This is a genomic window from Polynucleobacter sp. MG-6-Vaara-E2 (assembly GCF_018687695.1).
Taxonomy (GTDB): domain Bacteria; phylum Pseudomonadota; class Gammaproteobacteria; order Burkholderiales; family Burkholderiaceae; genus Polynucleobacter.
Genome location: NZ_CP061303.1, coordinates 1,912,078 through 1,926,538, shown reverse-complemented (window position 1 = coordinate 1,926,538; position 14,461 = coordinate 1,912,078). Strand labels below are relative to the sequence as shown.

At 45.4% G+C, this 14,461-nt stretch carries 14 protein-coding genes and 1 riboswitch; of the genes, 9 read left to right on the top strand and 5 right to left on the bottom strand.

Features of this window, described 5'->3' with window-relative positions:
• Nucleotides 1-4: 4 nt before the first annotated feature.
• Nucleotides 5-673, top strand: coding sequence for an orotate phosphoribosyltransferase (pyrE, locus tag ICV38_RS09945; RefSeq protein ID WP_215381266.1), 669 nt, complete (start codon nucleotides 5-7; stop codon nucleotides 671-673).
• Between the two features lie 12 nt (nucleotides 674-685).
• Here the strand turns inward: pyrE and dapF are convergent, their stop codons facing one another.
• From dapF to ICV38_RS09930, 3 genes are read right to left on the bottom strand one after another with little or no spacing between them, the layout of a single operon-like run.
• Nucleotides 686-1,588 carry a diaminopimelate epimerase gene (gene dapF / locus ICV38_RS09940; RefSeq protein ID WP_256441281.1) on the bottom strand — a complete coding sequence of 301 codons (903 nt, stop codon included), beginning with the start codon at nucleotides 1,586-1,588 and terminating at the stop codon, nucleotides 686-688.
• 9 nt (nucleotides 1,589-1,597) lie between these two features.
• Nucleotides 1,598-2,497: a lipid A biosynthesis acyltransferase gene (locus tag ICV38_RS09935; RefSeq protein WP_215381264.1), complete on the bottom strand. Its 900-nt coding sequence runs from the start codon at nucleotides 2,495-2,497 to the stop codon at nucleotides 1,598-1,600.
• A gap of 19 nt (nucleotides 2,498-2,516) precedes the next feature.
• Nucleotides 2,517-3,380, bottom strand: a complete 864-nt coding sequence (locus tag ICV38_RS09930) for a lysophospholipid acyltransferase family protein (RefSeq protein WP_215381260.1) — start codon at nucleotides 3,378-3,380, stop codon at nucleotides 2,517-2,519.
• A 202-nt stretch (nucleotides 3,381-3,582) separates the two neighbouring features.
• Between ICV38_RS09930 and metK the strand changes: the two genes are divergently transcribed.
• The 3 genes from metK (at nucleotide 3,583) to metF (ending at nucleotide 7,304) form a co-directional block, all read left to right on the top strand.
• Nucleotides 3,583-4,749 (top strand): methionine adenosyltransferase, encoded by a 1,167-nt coding sequence (gene metK, locus ICV38_RS09925; RefSeq protein WP_215381249.1) that lies wholly within the window; start codon nucleotides 3,583-3,585, stop codon nucleotides 4,747-4,749.
• A gap of 76 nt (nucleotides 4,750-4,825) precedes the next feature.
• Nucleotides 4,826-4,931: riboswitch (S-adenosyl-L-homocysteine riboswitch) on the top strand.
• A gap of 61 nt (nucleotides 4,932-4,992) precedes the next feature.
• The gene (gene ahcY / locus ICV38_RS09920; protein WP_215381247.1) at nucleotides 4,993-6,438 is read left to right on the top strand and encodes an adenosylhomocysteinase; all 1,446 of its coding nucleotides are present in this window, start codon (nucleotides 4,993-4,995) and stop codon (nucleotides 6,436-6,438) included.
• Nucleotides 6,439-6,473: 35 nt separating this feature from the next.
• Complete coding sequence (gene metF, locus ICV38_RS09915; protein WP_215381245.1) at nucleotides 6,474-7,304, top strand: methylenetetrahydrofolate reductase [NAD(P)H]; 831 nt, start codon at nucleotides 6,474-6,476, stop codon at nucleotides 7,302-7,304.
• On the opposite strand, the gene ICV38_RS09910 is transcribed toward metF, so the two are convergent.
• Nucleotides 7,293-7,919 carry a 5-formyltetrahydrofolate cyclo-ligase gene (locus ICV38_RS09910; protein ID WP_215381233.1) on the bottom strand — a complete coding sequence of 209 codons (627 nt, stop codon included), beginning with the start codon at nucleotides 7,917-7,919 and terminating at the stop codon, nucleotides 7,293-7,295. The two genes, metF and ICV38_RS09910, sit on opposite strands and share 12 nt — an antisense overlap.
• 78 nt (nucleotides 7,920-7,997) lie before the next feature.
• Between ICV38_RS09910 and ICV38_RS09905 the strand changes: the two genes are divergently transcribed.
• From ICV38_RS09905 to ICV38_RS09895, 3 genes are read left to right on the top strand one after another with little or no spacing between them, the layout of a single operon-like run.
• Complete coding sequence (locus ICV38_RS09905; RefSeq protein WP_251368149.1) at nucleotides 7,998-9,956, top strand: lytic transglycosylase domain-containing protein; 1,959 nt, start codon at nucleotides 7,998-8,000, stop codon at nucleotides 9,954-9,956.
• Nucleotides 9,957-9,979: 23 nt separating this feature from the next.
• Nucleotides 9,980-10,888: a complex I NDUFA9 subunit family protein gene (locus ICV38_RS09900; protein WP_215381231.1), complete on the top strand. Its 909-nt coding sequence runs from the start codon at nucleotides 9,980-9,982 to the stop codon at nucleotides 10,886-10,888.
• A complete protein-coding gene (locus ICV38_RS09895) occupies nucleotides 10,888-12,015 on the top strand; it encodes a polynucleotide adenylyltransferase (RefSeq protein WP_215381229.1) in 1,128 nt (375 codons plus the stop codon). The genes ICV38_RS09900 and ICV38_RS09895 overlap by 1 nt, the downstream gene beginning before the upstream one ends.
• A 3-nt stretch (nucleotides 12,016-12,018) precedes the next feature.
• Here ICV38_RS09895 and ICV38_RS09890 read toward each other — a convergent pair whose 3' ends face one another.
• Nucleotides 12,019-13,206 carry a class I SAM-dependent methyltransferase gene (locus ICV38_RS09890; protein ID WP_215381228.1) on the bottom strand — a complete coding sequence of 396 codons (1,188 nt, stop codon included), beginning with the start codon at nucleotides 13,204-13,206 and terminating at the stop codon, nucleotides 12,019-12,021.
• Nucleotides 13,207-13,231: 25 nt separating this feature from the next.
• Between ICV38_RS09890 and ICV38_RS09885 the strand changes: the two genes are divergently transcribed.
• Together ICV38_RS09885 and ICV38_RS09880 are read left to right on the top strand one after the other, a co-directional pair.
• Entirely contained in the window at nucleotides 13,232-14,041 is an 810-nt protein-coding gene (locus tag ICV38_RS09885) for an SDR family oxidoreductase (protein WP_215381227.1), read from the top strand.
• A gap of 23 nt (nucleotides 14,042-14,064) precedes the next feature.
• A complete protein-coding gene (locus tag ICV38_RS09880) occupies nucleotides 14,065-14,460 on the top strand; it encodes a dihydroneopterin aldolase (protein ID WP_215381226.1) in 396 nt (131 codons plus the stop codon).
• Nucleotide 14,461: the final 1 nt, after the last annotated feature.

Below are 14,461 nucleotides of genomic sequence, written 5' to 3'. Positions count from 1 at the left end.
GCCTATGAGCTCAAATAATTCAAATCAAGATAAATTTATTCAGTTTGCTTTAGAAGCAAAGGTTCTGTCCTTTGGGGAGTTTAAAACTAAAGCTGGCAGACTCTCGCCTTATTTCTTTAATGCAGGCGGATTTGATGATGGCGCTCGTTTGGGAGCTTTAGGCCGCTACTACGCCAAAGCCTTACAAGAATCTAAGCTTCAATTCGATATGCTTTATGGCCCTGCATATAAGGGCATTACTTTGGCGGCTGCTACCGCCATTGCTCTAGCAGACAACGGGATCAATGTGCCCTATGCCTATAACCGTAAAGAAGCGAAAGATCATGGTGAAGGCGGTGTTTTGGTGGGCGCCCCAGTTAAAGGAAAAGTTGTCATCATTGATGATGTCATCTCTGCGGGAACGTCAGTAAGAGAGTCTGTAGACCTGATACGCAAGGCTGGCGCAGAGCCTGCAGCAGTGTTGATTGCTTTAGACCGCATGGAAAGATCAGGAAGCGCTACAGAAGTTGGTGATAAGTCAGCCGTGCAAGCGGTTGAACAAGAGTTTGGTTTGCCGGTAATTTCAATTGCAAACTTAACTGGCTTGATGTCTTTCTTAACCGCCTCAAGTGATGCTCAGCTTACAAACTACTTGCCAGCTGTTAAAGCCTATCGCGAGAAATATGGCATCTAAGAATAACGATTCTTAGATCTCTGTTTCACCCTCAAAAACAGTAACGGCTGGTCCGGTCATGATGACGGGTTGGGATATGTTATTGACCATGCCACCCCAGGCAATTTGAAGGTCGCCACCACGAGTACGCACTTTTACCGGCGAGTCCAGTAGGCCTCTGCGAATACCTGATACGACTGCCGCGCAAGCGCCTGTGCCGCAGGCAAGCGTTTCTCCAGCGCCGCGCTCATAAACCCGCAACTTAATTTCATTGCGATTGAGAACCTGCATATAGCCAGCATTTACCCTCTTCGGGAATGCTAAATGCCTTTCAATTTCCGGCCCTTCTGTCAGGACGGGCGCACTCTCGAGATCGCCCACAACTTGCACGGCATGTGGATTACCCATGGAAAGAACGCCCACAAAACTATCGTGAGTTGCAGGGTGATCTAGAGCAAGTGCATATAGCGTTTCATGAAACTCTTGCATGCTCGCTAAGCCGTTTGCATTAAACGGAACTTGGCTATGCTCAAAAATTGGCGCACCCATATCGACTTCTACTTGACCGTCTGGGTAGGATTTGAGGGTAAGGACGGTGTGCGCAACTTCTACACGTAGTGGATTCTTAGTAGACAGGCCGTGATCTAAGACAAAGCGTACAAAGCAACGTGAACCATTGCCGCATTGCTCCACTTCGCCGCCATCTGAGTTGAAGATTCGGTATTTAAAATCGGCATCTGACCTAGTTGTTTTTTCTACTAAAAGAATTTGATCCGCGCCAATACCAAATTGACGATGCGCCAATGTTTTCCATTGCTCTCGCGTTATTCCACTGAGGTCTTGATCAATTCCATTGAGCACAATAAAGTCATTGCCAGCACCATGCATTTTGGTGAAGCGAATTTTGCGTCCAACGTTGGTTTGATGAGTACTCAAAATATCTCTTTAATCGTAAAGGCTAGCTTCGCCAGGAGGACGATGCTTAAAGCGCTTATGAACCCAATAGTACTCTGCTGGTCTTTCTCTAACAAGCTCTTCAATGTATTGGTTTAGGCGAGCCGTATCTTTTTCAACATCATCACTTGGAAAATTTGGGAGTGGGGCGCTGATATGACAGGTATAGCCTTTGCGATCTTTGTTTAGGGTTGTCGTCATTAAGCACACCTCTGCCCCACTCAGCCTAGCTAAGCGTGATACAGAAGTAATGGTATTGGTCTGAATGCCAAAAAAGGGTACGAATACGGAGTCACGAGGACCCAAATCAATATCGGGCGCGATAAAAATAAAATTCCCAGTTTGGATTTCACGAATGAGATCCCGTAGTCGACTTTGTCTTTCAATAGACTTACCCCCAAATCGATTTCTCCACTCAATCATTTTTTGATTAAAGAATGGGTTCTTCATATTCTGATAAAGGCCTGCGCCTCTGGGCCAATCATGTTGATTTGCCAAAACAGATAGCGCCATAAAACCCCCTTCAAGGCCAACAAAGTGAGGGTTGATCAGGAGTCGAGGTTTGCGATCACCTAAAGTGATTGCAGAATCGATCGTCACAATATCGGTAATTTGTTTTCCGCTGCCCAGCCAAATACGACTTCTTTCTAGGACGCTGCGGCCAAATAATTTCCAGTGCTCAAGTGCTAAAGCATCAACTTCTTTTTCGCTCAGAGCTGGAAAACATAGGCGTAAATTTGTTTTAACAACTTTCGCGCGACTATTGGGAATATGCGCCGCAAGCCAACCAAGTCCGTAGCCTACATATACTGTGATGGCGTTGGGAAGAAATGCAAACAAGCGTAATAGGCTGAGTGCTGAGAAATTGAAGAGGTTGGATAACCAGGTCATTTCAAAAATGATAATGAATCTATTTTCTGTTCGGTGGCAATTCTGCGCCAGCTGGATGCTTATAGCGGTTATAAGACCAAATAAATTGTTCGGGAGCAACAAGGACAGCATTTTCAATAGCGATATTCAATTCTGTAGCCGCAAGCGCAGGGTCTTCGGGCAAACGGTTTAGTCGAGTTGCTTGCATTAGCCAGCCCTTCCCGAGCGCTTTACGTTTGGCAGTAAACATGACTACGGGAGTGTTATTTCGGTTAGCCAGTCGAGCGGGTAAAGGCGTCGTATACGCAGGTTTACCAAAGAAAGGAACCCATACCCCTTCGCCACCGCTCGGAACTTGGTCTGGAAGAATGCCAATAGCTTCGCCACGAGTGAGAGCTCTGGTCATTTGGCGAACGCCGTTGAGATTGGTTGGAACAAAGTGCATATTGGGATAGGCACGACCTTGTTCAACAACTTCATTGAGCCACTCTTGACGTGATGGGCGATACAAAATAGTAGCCGGAAAATGTTGTGCCAACACTCTCGGAATAATTTCAAAACCGCCAAGATGGGGCGTTAACATAACAAGACCATGGCCTTCCTTGATTGCTGTTTCCACGACATCCCAGTTTTGCACTTCCACCGATGTGAGCGCCTTTTGGGGGTTGCGCCAAATCCATAAGCTATCTGAAAACAACATGCCTGATGCACGGACTGCCGGCCAAAGTTTGAGGGGTAGCTTATGCATCCTGATGACAGCCTCATACTGAGGTCTAAAGAGCGAGCGATATTGCTTTGATCCCACGTATGCCAACATACCTAGAAAAGCGCCGATTACCTGCACTACCGCAAGGGGCAGTACAGCAATGATGTTTAGGCCAATCTTTAAAAGGATTTTTCTCACCCCCCAATGATATTCAATGCCGCTCTATTGACCAAATTTAACTATGCCTTGATCGATTTCACCCTTTTCAGATAGAATTACCGCATCGCTGAGTTAAGACAACTTGCAGGGCGATCCAAAAATTCTGCTAAAGCGTCGCCGTTGTAGTTCCTGGCACGTCGAGTTGTCCCATAGATCGTGTTAATTTTTTAAGGAATGTGCAATGGCAAATGATTACTTCTTTACCTCAGAGTCAGTCTCTGAAGGCCACCCCGATAAAGTAGCTGACCAAATTTCTGATTCGATTCTTGATGCCATCTTGGCTCAAGATCCAACAGCACGCGTTGCTGCAGAAACTTTATGCAATACCGGCTTAGTTGTTTTGGCTGGCGAAATCACTACCAACGCTAACGTTGACTACATCCAAGTAGCGCGAAATACTTTGCGTGAAATCGGTTACGACAACACTGCTTACGGTATCGACTACAAAGGTTGTGCCGTGTTAGTTGCCTATGACAAGCAAAGTCCAGACATTGCTCAAGGTGTTGATAAAGCCCATGATGATGGCTTGGATCAAGGTGCTGGCGATCAGGGTTTAATGTTTGGTTACGCGTGTGACGAAACCGCAGAGCTCATGCCTTTGCCAATTCACTTGTCACACCGTTTAGTAGAGCGTCAATCACAACTGCGCCGCGATGGCCGTTTAACATGGTTGCGTCCAGATGCGAAGTCACAAGTGACCTTGCGTTATGTGGATGGCAAGCCTGACTCTATCGATACCGTTGTGTTGTCTACTCAACATGATGAAGATATTTCTCTCGAAAAATTGCGTGAAGCGGTTATCGAAGAAATCATCAAACCAGTACTACCAAAGCACTTGATCAAGGGTGCGATTAATTTCTTAGTGAACCCAACTGGTCGATTCGTGATCGGAGGCCCACAGGGTGATTGTGGTTTAACTGGCCGCAAAATTATTGTGGACACCTACGGTGGTGCAGCTCCTCACGGTGGTGGCGCATTCTCTGGCAAGGATCCATCTAAGGTTGACCGCTCAGCTGCATATGCAGGTCGCTATGTTGCAAAGAACGTCGTTGCTGCAGGCTTGGCAAGCAAGTGCTTAATTCAAATCTCATACGCAATTGGCGTTGCAAAACCGACTTCGGTGATGGTCAGTACATTTGGTACCGGCAAGATCTCTGATGAAAAGATTGCTCAATTAGTTTCTGAGCATTTTGATCTGCGTCCAAAAGGTATTGTGAAGATGCTGAACCTCTTGCGCCCAATTTATCGTAAGACTGCTGCTTATGGCCACTTTGGTCGTGAGGAGCCAGAATTTACTTGGGAGCAGACAGACAAGGCCGCAGCATTACGTGTCGCAGCAGGCTTGTAAGCGCTTAAGAGCATCAAAAAGCAGTTTCTAGAGGTATTGAGGCGAAATATGCCGTAATTGTTTACAATTACGGCATACCTTCAAGGAGCGTTGCAAGGAATGTTGAGACCCAGCATTTCCCCAGGCTTGAAGGGAGTGGGCTCCTAAACGGAGTTTGCTAATTGCAACTGCGCTCGCTAACCCATGGTTCAACGGCTAGCGAGTTTGCACTCCAGCATTGGATCGTATTTAGCTGGAGCATTAATGAATACCGTTTCTGATTTAAATAACTTTGTTGCAACACGTTGCGCAATTGCTGACATTTCTTTGGCTGATTTTGGACGCAAAGAAATCGCTATTGCTGAAACCGAGATGCCCGGCTTGATCGCTATTCGTGACGAGTTTGCCGCACAACAGCCATTGCGGGGTGCGCGCATTACTGGTTCATTGCACATGACCATTCAAACTGCAGTTTTGATCGAGACCCTTGAGGCGCTTGGTGCCGAAGTGCAGTGGGCTTCTTGCAATATTTTCTCCACCCAAGACCACGCTGCTGCAGCAATTGCTGCAAATGGTACGCCAGTCTATGCGATCAAGGGCGAGACCCTTGAGCAATACTGGGATTTCACCCATCGCATTTTTGAATGGGCTGACGGCGGTTTTACCAATATGATTTTGGATGACGGTGGCGACGCTACTTTGTTATTGCACCTTGGTGCACGCGCTGAAAAAGATCAAGCTTGCTTGAATCACCCAACCAGTGAAGAAGAGACAATTTTGTTCTCTGCCATTAAGAAAAAATTGGCACAAGATCCAACTTGGTATTCAGTACGTTTAGAAAAGGTTAAAGGCGTTACAGAAGAAACCACTACTGGTGTACATCGTCTGTATCAAATGTTCGCCAAAGGCGACCTAAAGTTCCCAGCAATTAACGTCAATGACTCTGTAACCAAGAGCAAGTTCGACAACCTCTATGGTTGCCGCGAATCTTTGGTTGATGCGATTAAGCGTGCTACGGATGTGATGATTGCCGGTAAAGTTGCTGTTGTTTGTGGTTACGGCGACGTAGGTAAGGGTTCTGCACAGGCATTGCGCGCTCTATCTGCTCAAGTTTGGGTTACTGAAGTAGATCCAATCTGTGCATTGCAAGCAGCCATGGAAGGTTATCGTGTTGTAACGATGGACTACGCTGCTGATAAAGCAGACATCTTTGTATCTGCGACAGGTAACTACCATGTGATTACTCATGACCATATGGCTAAGATGAAAGATCAAGCCATTGTTTGTAACATCGGCCACTTTGATAATGAGATCGATGTTGCTGGTATTGAAAAGTACAAGTGGGAAGAGATCAAGCCACAAGTAGATCACGTGATTTTCCCAGCAGCCAATGGTCAGCCAGAAAAGCGCATCATTATTTTGGCTAAAGGCCGCTTAGTAAATTTAGGCTGTGGCACTGGACACCCTTCTTACGTGATGAGTTCTTCATTTGCAAATCAAGTTATCGCGCAAATTGAATTGTGGAATGCAGTTGGTACAAATAAATACCCAATCGGTGTTTACACATTGCCTAAGCACTTGGATGAGAAGGTTGCACGCTTACAGCTGAAGAAGCTCAATGCACAGTTGACCGAGCTATCTGATCAGCAGGCTGCATATATTGGCGTAACAAAGGAAGGCCCATACAAGGCTGACCATTATCGTTATTAATCCAATTTATTTAATAGATACCTAGGCCCAAGATCATGGAATTAAGCGTCGAGTTCTTCCCTCCAAAAACACCTGAAGGTGAGGATAAGTTGCGTCTTGTGCGTGAGCGTTTCAGCGAAACACTGAAGCCCTCGTTTTATTCCGTGACTTTTGGTGCCGGTGGCTCTACCCAGTCAGGCACTCTAAAAGTAGTAAGTGATATTCATGCGGCAGGCGCTGCAGTCGCTCCCCACTTGTCTTGTGTTGGTAGCTCGCGCGAGAGTGTGAGAGAGATGTTGAAGCAGTACCAAGCATTAGGCGTAAAGCGGATTGTTGCTTTACGTGGTGATCTACCATCTGGCATGGGTCAGTATGGAGAGTTCCATCATGCCAATGAGTTGGTCGAATTTATCCGCTCAGAAACGGGCGATTGGTTTCATATTGATGTGGCAGCTTATCCAGAGACTCATCCACAGGCAAAGTCGCCTGCTAGCGATGTCGATTTTTTTGTGCAAAAAATGAAGGCCGGCGCTAATTCTGCTGTTACTCAGTATTTTTATAACAGCGATGCCTATTTCCGTTTTGTTGATGAGGCTTATGACTTGGGTGTGACCCAACCAGTCATTGCTGGCATCATGCCAATTACTAATAGCACTCAGTTACTGCGCTTTTCAGATGCGTGTGGCGCAGAAATTCCGCGTTGGATTCGCCTCCGTCTTCAGTCCTATGGCGACGATATTGCTTCTATTCGCTCTTTTGGTGAAGAGGTGGTAACAGATTTATGCGATCAGCTTCTGACTGCCGGAGCGCCAGGTTTGCATTTCTATTCCCTGAATCAAGCCGATGCTGTTTTGGCGATTGCAGACAATCTAGATTTAACGAAGTAGGCCGGATTCAGTAAGTAGTAGATCTAAGGGCTCATCATGTGATTGAGCTGACCAGTGAGCTTCATCTAGTTTTTGCCAGTCAAACCCAATCCCAATGCTAATGAGCTTGGGATTTTTTTTTCTCAGATCGGCCAGGGTTCGATCAAAGTAACCGCCACCATATCCTAATCGCCAGTAATGGGGTTTGCCATTAATAATTGCAGTAGACCAGCCTACGCAAGGAATGAGGATGCAGTCGGGCTGTATGGCTGGTCTAGAGGTGTTGTTAGGGTTTGGTTCAAGAACGTTGTGCGCACTAGGAATAAGGCGGTCCCCATCCCTCCATTCATAAAAATCCAGATGCTTATCTGGGCGAGCAAAAGGGAGTGCCAGTCTTCGCCCTAGAGCATTTTTAGACCAGTCAACTAAGATTGATCGTAAATCCAGCTCATCTTGAATCGGCCAATAGAGGGCGATGGTTTCTAGCAAAAGACCGCCTGTTTCCAAAAATCGATTGAGATGCGTAATTAAGCGATCTGTTATTTGGGGGTAATTTTCTCCGGCAGCAAATTCCTTGCGTTGTTTTAGCAGTTCTTGGCGAAGAGTTTTTGGTGAATTACCGTGCATATCAATCATTATCAGGCGAAAATTAAAAGATATAGTAATTAAGTTAACGTAAGCAGAGCGCTTAATTTATTGATACAGGGTTAGATAGTGAAAAAGAAGTTAAAAACTCGCATATACCGTCAATGGGCCAAGATCTTGATTTTGGGCCTTGCTCTCAATGCGCCCTATGCGTTTTCAGAGAAGCCTAAAAAGCCAAGCCTACCTAAATCTTATGAGAGTAAAGCGGCTCCAGCTGAGATTACCGATACCGATCGAATGTTTATCGACTTGCGCGAAGCAGCTAGAAAAAATGATGTGTTTCGTACACAGCAGTTGTCATCCAATTTAGTTGGCTATCCCTTTGATGACTATGTTGCTTACTTTCGCATTAAGCCTCAGTTATTTGATAGTGTTGGTAATGTACGCAATGATTACAGTGCCGATGCACAAGTTGTTGCTTTTTTAAATCAATATCAAGGAACTGCTTTAGCTGATCGTATGCGCAATGACTGGCTACTAGTTCTAGGTAAAAGGAAGGACTGGACACGCTTTGATGCGGAGTACGCTAAGTTTGTTTTAGATGATGACACTCAAGTGAAGTGCTATCACCTACTGTCTAAATTATCTCAGGGCGAGAATCCAACTAAGTTAGCTATTGATTCCCGCGCCATACTTCTAGACCCGAGCTATTTTGGTCAGGCTTGCCAGGAGCTGGTGCCTTCATTAGTGGCGACTGGTGGTATGACGCCTAGTGAGGCTAAAGCGATTGGGCGCGCAGCAAGTGAAAGAGGGTATGACACCATGGCCAAGCGTCTTGGTGGTGATGATCCAATTGGAGATGTTGTGAGAGCGGCGAAAGCTGACCCAGCAAAAGCTTATCGTGATTTCTTGCAAACATCTTCACGGTACAGTAAAGAGAATCAAGCAGTTGCTTGGGGTGTGATTGGTCAATTTTTGGCGAAGAAATTAGATCCGAATGCGGATGATGCTTATCGTTTGCAACAAGAGCTGGGCTATAACGAGCTACTGTCTGTTGAATCCCAGGAGTGGAAGGTAAGGGCAGGTCTGCGTGCTAAAGACTGGGTATTGGTAAAGAATGCTATTGATGGTATGAACCCTGTCGTACGCAGTAAAGATCCTGCATGGACATTTTGGTATGGGCGTGCATTAAAGGCCGATGGCCAAGATGCTAAAGCCAAAGATAGCTTTGAATTAATTGCCGATCAATACAACTTTTATGGGCAGTTAGCGCGCGAAGAGTTAGGTAAATCAAATCATGCACCTGCACGCACCAAAGTCACTGAACAAGAGATTGATTCTATGGCGAATCGTAAAGGATTTATGCGTGGCGAACGCTTATATGCAATGAACTTGCGCTTTGAGGGTAATCGTGAGTGGAATTGGGAATTGCGCAATATGACAGACAAGCAATTATTGGCTGCTGCGGAATATGCCAAACGCATCAATTTGTATGATCGTGTAGTCAATACAGCTGATCGAACAAAGCAAGAGCATGACTTTAGTTTGCGCTACCCAACACCGTATCGAGAAGAGCTGTCTCCTATCGCAAGACAAATTGATTTGAATCTAGCTTGGGCTTATGGACTCATCCGCCAAGAGTCACGCTTCATCATGAACGCATCTTCTTCGGTAGGCGCTTCTGGTTTGATGCAACTGATGCCGAATACTGCAAAGTATGTTGCCAAGAAAATTGGTATGAGCAACTATACCAACGATAAGTTAAGCGACACCAACACGAATCTCATTTTAGGTAGTAACTATTTGAATATGGTGTTAATTGATTTAGATGGTTCTTGGGTTCTGGCTTCTGCGGCCTATAACGCTGGGCCGTCCCGCTCTAAGGCGTGGCGCGAAAAGCTCACTAGCCCAACTGAAGGAGCTATTTTTGCTGAAACCATTCCATTTAACGAGACTCGCACCTATGTGAAGAATGTGTTGTCCAATGCAAATTATTATTCATCAGTATTGAATGGACAAACACAGTCATTGAAGCAGCGTTTGGGTGTCATTACGCCAAAAGCTGCTACACAGTCTGAGTTACCTTAAGCGTACTAAAACCTGAGGATTTTATGCAATATGACATTCTGTTAATTGGCGGCAATGGATTTGTAGGCCGTGTTCTAGCGGCGCAGTTGCAGCAGGCTGGCTATTCGGTATTGATCCCATCTAGTCACTCTGCCGCAGGTCGCGAATTGCGGATGTTGCCTAAGATTTATATTGAAGATGCAGATGTTCATGAATTTGATGAGTTGCAGTCTTTGTGTGCACGGATCAAGCCTAATGGGGCAGTTATTAATTTAGTTGGTGTATTGCACGACAAGCCTGCCAAGCCATACGGCAAGATATTTAAGGCGGCGCATGTTAATTTGCCAAAAAATATCATTACAGCAATGCAGCTGCATGGCCTTAAGCGTTACCTGCATATGAGTGCATTAGGGGCTGACTCTCATGGACCTTCAATGTATCAGCGTAGCAAAGGTGATGGAGAACTTGCCATTAAGACGAGTAAATTAGACTGGACTATTTTTAGACCTTCAGTCATTTTTGGCGCACAAGATCAATTTATTAATTTATTTGCCAAGCTCACTAAATTGTTTCCGGCGATGCCTTTGGCAAACCATCAGGCAAAGTTTCAGCCGGTCAGTGTTAACGATGTTGCAACTGCATTTGTTAAGGCGTTGACAATGCCGCAATCAATCCATCAGTCTTATGATTTAGTGGGCCCTAAGGTCTACACCATGAAAGAAATTGTGGAATTTGCTGCACGTAAAGCAAACACCTCTTGCGCCATTATTCCGGTGCCGCCATTTGTTGGCTACATACAGGCCTTAGCTTTTGAATTCTTACCAGGGCCAACGCTAATGTCGCGCGATAACATTGCCTCTATGCAACAGCCAAATACTTTACCCATTAAAGGTGTGGATGCTTTGACGGAAGTCTTTAAGATGAGTCGTCGTACTTTAGAGGGTATGAAGTAATGAAGACTTATGCCGTTGGCGGTGCTATTCGAGATACGCTAATGGGTTTGCCGGTTCACGATATCGATTACGTAGTGGTCGGCTCTAGCGTTGAGGAAATGATTGCCAAAGGGTTTCGTCCAGTTGGTAAAGATTTTCCCGTCTTTTTGCATCCAGAGACGCAGGCTGAATATGCGCTAGCGCGCACTGAGCGTAAAACTGGCAAAGGTTATAAAGGCTTTCATTTTTATGCAGATCCATCAGTTACGCTTGAGCAGGATTTGCAACGTCGAGATTTAACAATCAATGCAATGGCACAAGAGGTGGGTGCTGATGGAAAGTTTGTTGGCCCAATTTTGGATCCATACAACGGCCAAGATGACTTAGCGGCTAAAGTATTTCGTCATGTGTCTGATGCATTTGCAGAAGATCCATTACGTTTATTGCGTATCGCGCGGTTTGCCGCACGCTTTCCTGAATTCAGCGTTGCCGATGAAACGATGCTAGCTTTAAAGGCAATTGTTCAAGCTGATGAATTAAATGCTTTATCTGCTGAGCGTATATGGCAAGAGCTTGCTAGAGGCTTTGTGGCAAGTAAGCCGATGCATATGCTCCAAGTATTACTAAATTCTGGAGCTGCCAAAACAATCCTTTCGCCAACATTAAATGCGCAACTTGCTCAAGAGCAATTTCGTGAGGATCTTATTGCGCATTGGGATTTAATTAGTAATGCCTTAGATGAGCGCTGCGCAGTTTTCTTAATGCATGTGCCTGCGAATGAAATTCGCTCTTGGGCAGAGTGCGTTCGTATGCCAATTGAGGTTCGGGATTTTAGCGAGATTTTTAGTGAGTTGGTTGCCTTCGCTAATAAGGCTAACGGTGCATTTCAGGCGGTTGATGTTCTCGCCTGGTTTAATCGTGCAGATGTTTGGCGTAAGCCTGATCGCGGACAGGCACTTTTGAGTCTTGCTCAGAAAATTGGGATAAACACCGCTCTTTTGATGAAGGCAATGCGTGAAGCGCAGGCGCTCAACACAGCCGAGATAATTGCAGGTGTCTCTGCCTCGGATCGTTCAAACGGAGAGCGGATAGGAAGTGCATTTGAAGTAGCAAAATTGGCAGCAATTACTGCCGCACTTCAGGCTTAATTCTTAGAGCCTGTTTCTGCCACGTAATCCAGGCAAATCCTCGAGGGTCCGTCCTGGCAATAACTGACTTAAGTTTTTAGAGAATGCAAAAGCTTTAAATAGCTCACCCATTTCTGCTTCAGATAATAATTTTTGTAATGAATTGGAAATAGGCAGGAAAGTTTCTGGGTTGCTGGGGTCTCCGATCTCTAAAGCAATATCACCAATACCCGCATCCAATAAGTAGGCGGCTTGATTTGTCAAAAAAACATCATCTACATTTTCTTCAAGCGCACTTCGGGCAATTTGCGACCACTCTACGTGAGTCGTGAGATCGCACAGACCTGGTAAATGAAATGGATCTTGGATTGCATGATGGCGATGGTGTGCCATCAGCGTACCTTCAAGCCTTTGTGGATGGTAATACTCATTCTCTGGAAAGCCGTAATCAAATGTGAGAAACAGGCCGCTATGGAGATGTTTGGCAACTTGCTTTATCCAGGCATTCGCTGGGTTATGTAATTCCGTGACATAGCCCTCTGAAAAATTCTCATTTAGTAGATTGTGTGGGAGCAAATCTTGCGCAACTGGTGATCCCACCTTCCACGTCAGCTGGTTGTTTTCAAGGGCAACGCCATGCCAATACCAAAATCCATTTTGATAGATGATGGCATCACAAGGAATGGCATCAATTACTTCATTTGCGAGAATGATGCCTGTGAAGTCTCTTGGTAACTCACTTAGCCAAAGACATTGAGTTTGACTTTGGAGTTCATTGATGGTTTTGCCAATACGCTCTTGTTGGCGCTGCGCAAGGTCGGGAGAAATTTCAACAATGTCATAGCCGTCTAATTGGAAATCGAGCTCATGCAAACGGCTCAAAATCGATGTTGCTAATTTGCCAGAGCCAGCACCAAACTCTAGGATTTGAGTAGGCTGTCCTTGCGCCTTGAGACTCTCGAGAACAGGAATGAGGGTAGAGCAGATGGCGGCGCCAAATAGTGGGCTGAGCTCAGGTGCTGTTGTGAAGTCCCCACCAGAGCCTAGCTTATGGGCGCCCGCGCTGTAATAGCCCATTCCTGGCTCATAGAGCACCATCTCCATATAGCGAGAAAAGGGTATCCAACCCCCTTGAGAGGCGATCTGAGAGGCTATTTTGGCCTTCAAAAGCTCACTGTGCTCCGCTTCAAGGCTGGTCAAGGTAATATCCATAGCTCGCTAGTCTAAGAGAATTTAATTGAACCCTAGTTCAAACACCCCATCCCAGCAACGAAATGCCGTTTTGGTGACTGGCGCCGCCAAGCGCCTAGGTCGGGAAATTGCTTTGCAGTTTGCTCGTCAAGGGTGGGATGTTGCCGTTCATTATGGGCGATCTGAGGCTGAGGCCCAAGAAACTGTTGAGGAAATCAAGAGGCTTGGTGTGAAAGTAGCGGCATTCCAGGCTGATTTATCTAACGAGCAGGCCCTTAAAAATACTTTCATTGCCGTTAGTCGGCAATTTCCAAATCTTCATTGCTTAGTGAATAGTGCATCGATTTTTGAATACGATCGTGCAAACTCCAATACACCACTCAGTAGCGAGAGTTTACAAGACCACATCCAAGTGAACTTGGCGGCACCAATTTTGTTGGCGCAATTCATGTTTGAGTTTCATAAAAATAATGGCAATAAATCAGACCGCATTCCTTCAGTGATTCAACTGCTGGATCAAAAGCTCATCAACTTGAATCCAGATTACTTGTCCTACACCCTATCAAAGGCTGCCTTGGCAACCTCCGTTGAGATATTGGCGATGGATTTTGCTCCCCACTTAAGGGTCGTGGGATTGGCTCCAGGAATCTCCTTACCTTCTGGCGATCAGACTGATGAGGGATTTTCAAAGGCACATCAAATGACACCATTAGGAAAATCATCGACACCAATGGATATTGCAAAGGCCGCTGTATTTTTGGCTGATGCCAATGCTATTACTGGCACCACACTTTATGTGGATGGTGGTCAGCACTTATTACCTTCATCACGCGATGTGATGTTTAAAACAAATTAGAACAATCAATAAAGTCACCATTTATGCATGCCATCCTTTCTCATCCTGCCCTTGTAGATTGCCGTCGTTTATTTTTACGAGACTATGAAATCTATATCAATATTGGTGTTCATGATTTTGAGAAAAAAGCAGAGCAGCGTGTCATCCTGAATGTTGACTTATATATTCCGCTTGCAATAAATACGCCAACGCATGATCAATTAAACGAAGTTGTTGACTATGATTTTATGCGTGAGACCATTAAAGCTATTGCATCGAAGGGCCATATTCAACTGCAGGAGACCTTTTGCGATGATATTGTGACTGCCATGTTGTTGCACCCAAAAGTATTGGCTGCACGTGTTAGTACGGCCAAACCAGATGTGTATCCGGATTGTCATTCGGTAGGTGTTGAAGTTTTTAGAATTAAGCAAGCATAAA

What these genes read in the sequence shown, in the direction of transcription:
- pyrE (WP_215381266.1), top strand. Translation starts at nt 5, where the DNA reads ATGAGCTCAAATAATTCAAATCAAGATAAATTTATTCAGTTTGCTTTA.
- ICV38_RS09935 (WP_215381264.1), bottom strand. Translation starts at nt 2,497, where the DNA reads ATGACCTGGTTATCCAACCTCTTCAATTTCTCAGCACTCAGCCTATTA.
- metK (WP_215381249.1), top strand. Translation starts at nt 3,583, where the DNA reads ATGGCAAATGATTACTTCTTTACCTCAGAGTCAGTCTCTGAAGGCCAC.
- ahcY (WP_215381247.1), top strand. Translation starts at nt 4,993, where the DNA reads ATGAATACCGTTTCTGATTTAAATAACTTTGTTGCAACACGTTGCGCA.
- metF (WP_215381245.1), top strand. Translation starts at nt 6,474, where the DNA reads ATGGAATTAAGCGTCGAGTTCTTCCCTCCAAAAACACCTGAAGGTGAG.
- ICV38_RS09910 (WP_215381233.1), bottom strand. Translation starts at nt 7,919, where the DNA reads ATGATTGATATGCACGGTAATTCACCAAAAACTCTTCGCCAAGAACTG.
- ICV38_RS09900 (WP_215381231.1), top strand. Translation starts at nt 9,980, where the DNA reads ATGCAATATGACATTCTGTTAATTGGCGGCAATGGATTTGTAGGCCGT.
- ICV38_RS09895 (WP_215381229.1), top strand. Translation starts at nt 10,888, where the DNA reads ATGAAGACTTATGCCGTTGGCGGTGCTATTCGAGATACGCTAATGGGT.
- ICV38_RS09890 (WP_215381228.1), bottom strand. Translation starts at nt 13,206, where the DNA reads ATGGATATTACCTTGACCAGCCTTGAAGCGGAGCACAGTGAGCTTTTG.
- ICV38_RS09880 (WP_215381226.1), top strand. Translation starts at nt 14,065, where the DNA reads ATGCATGCCATCCTTTCTCATCCTGCCCTTGTAGATTGCCGTCGTTTA.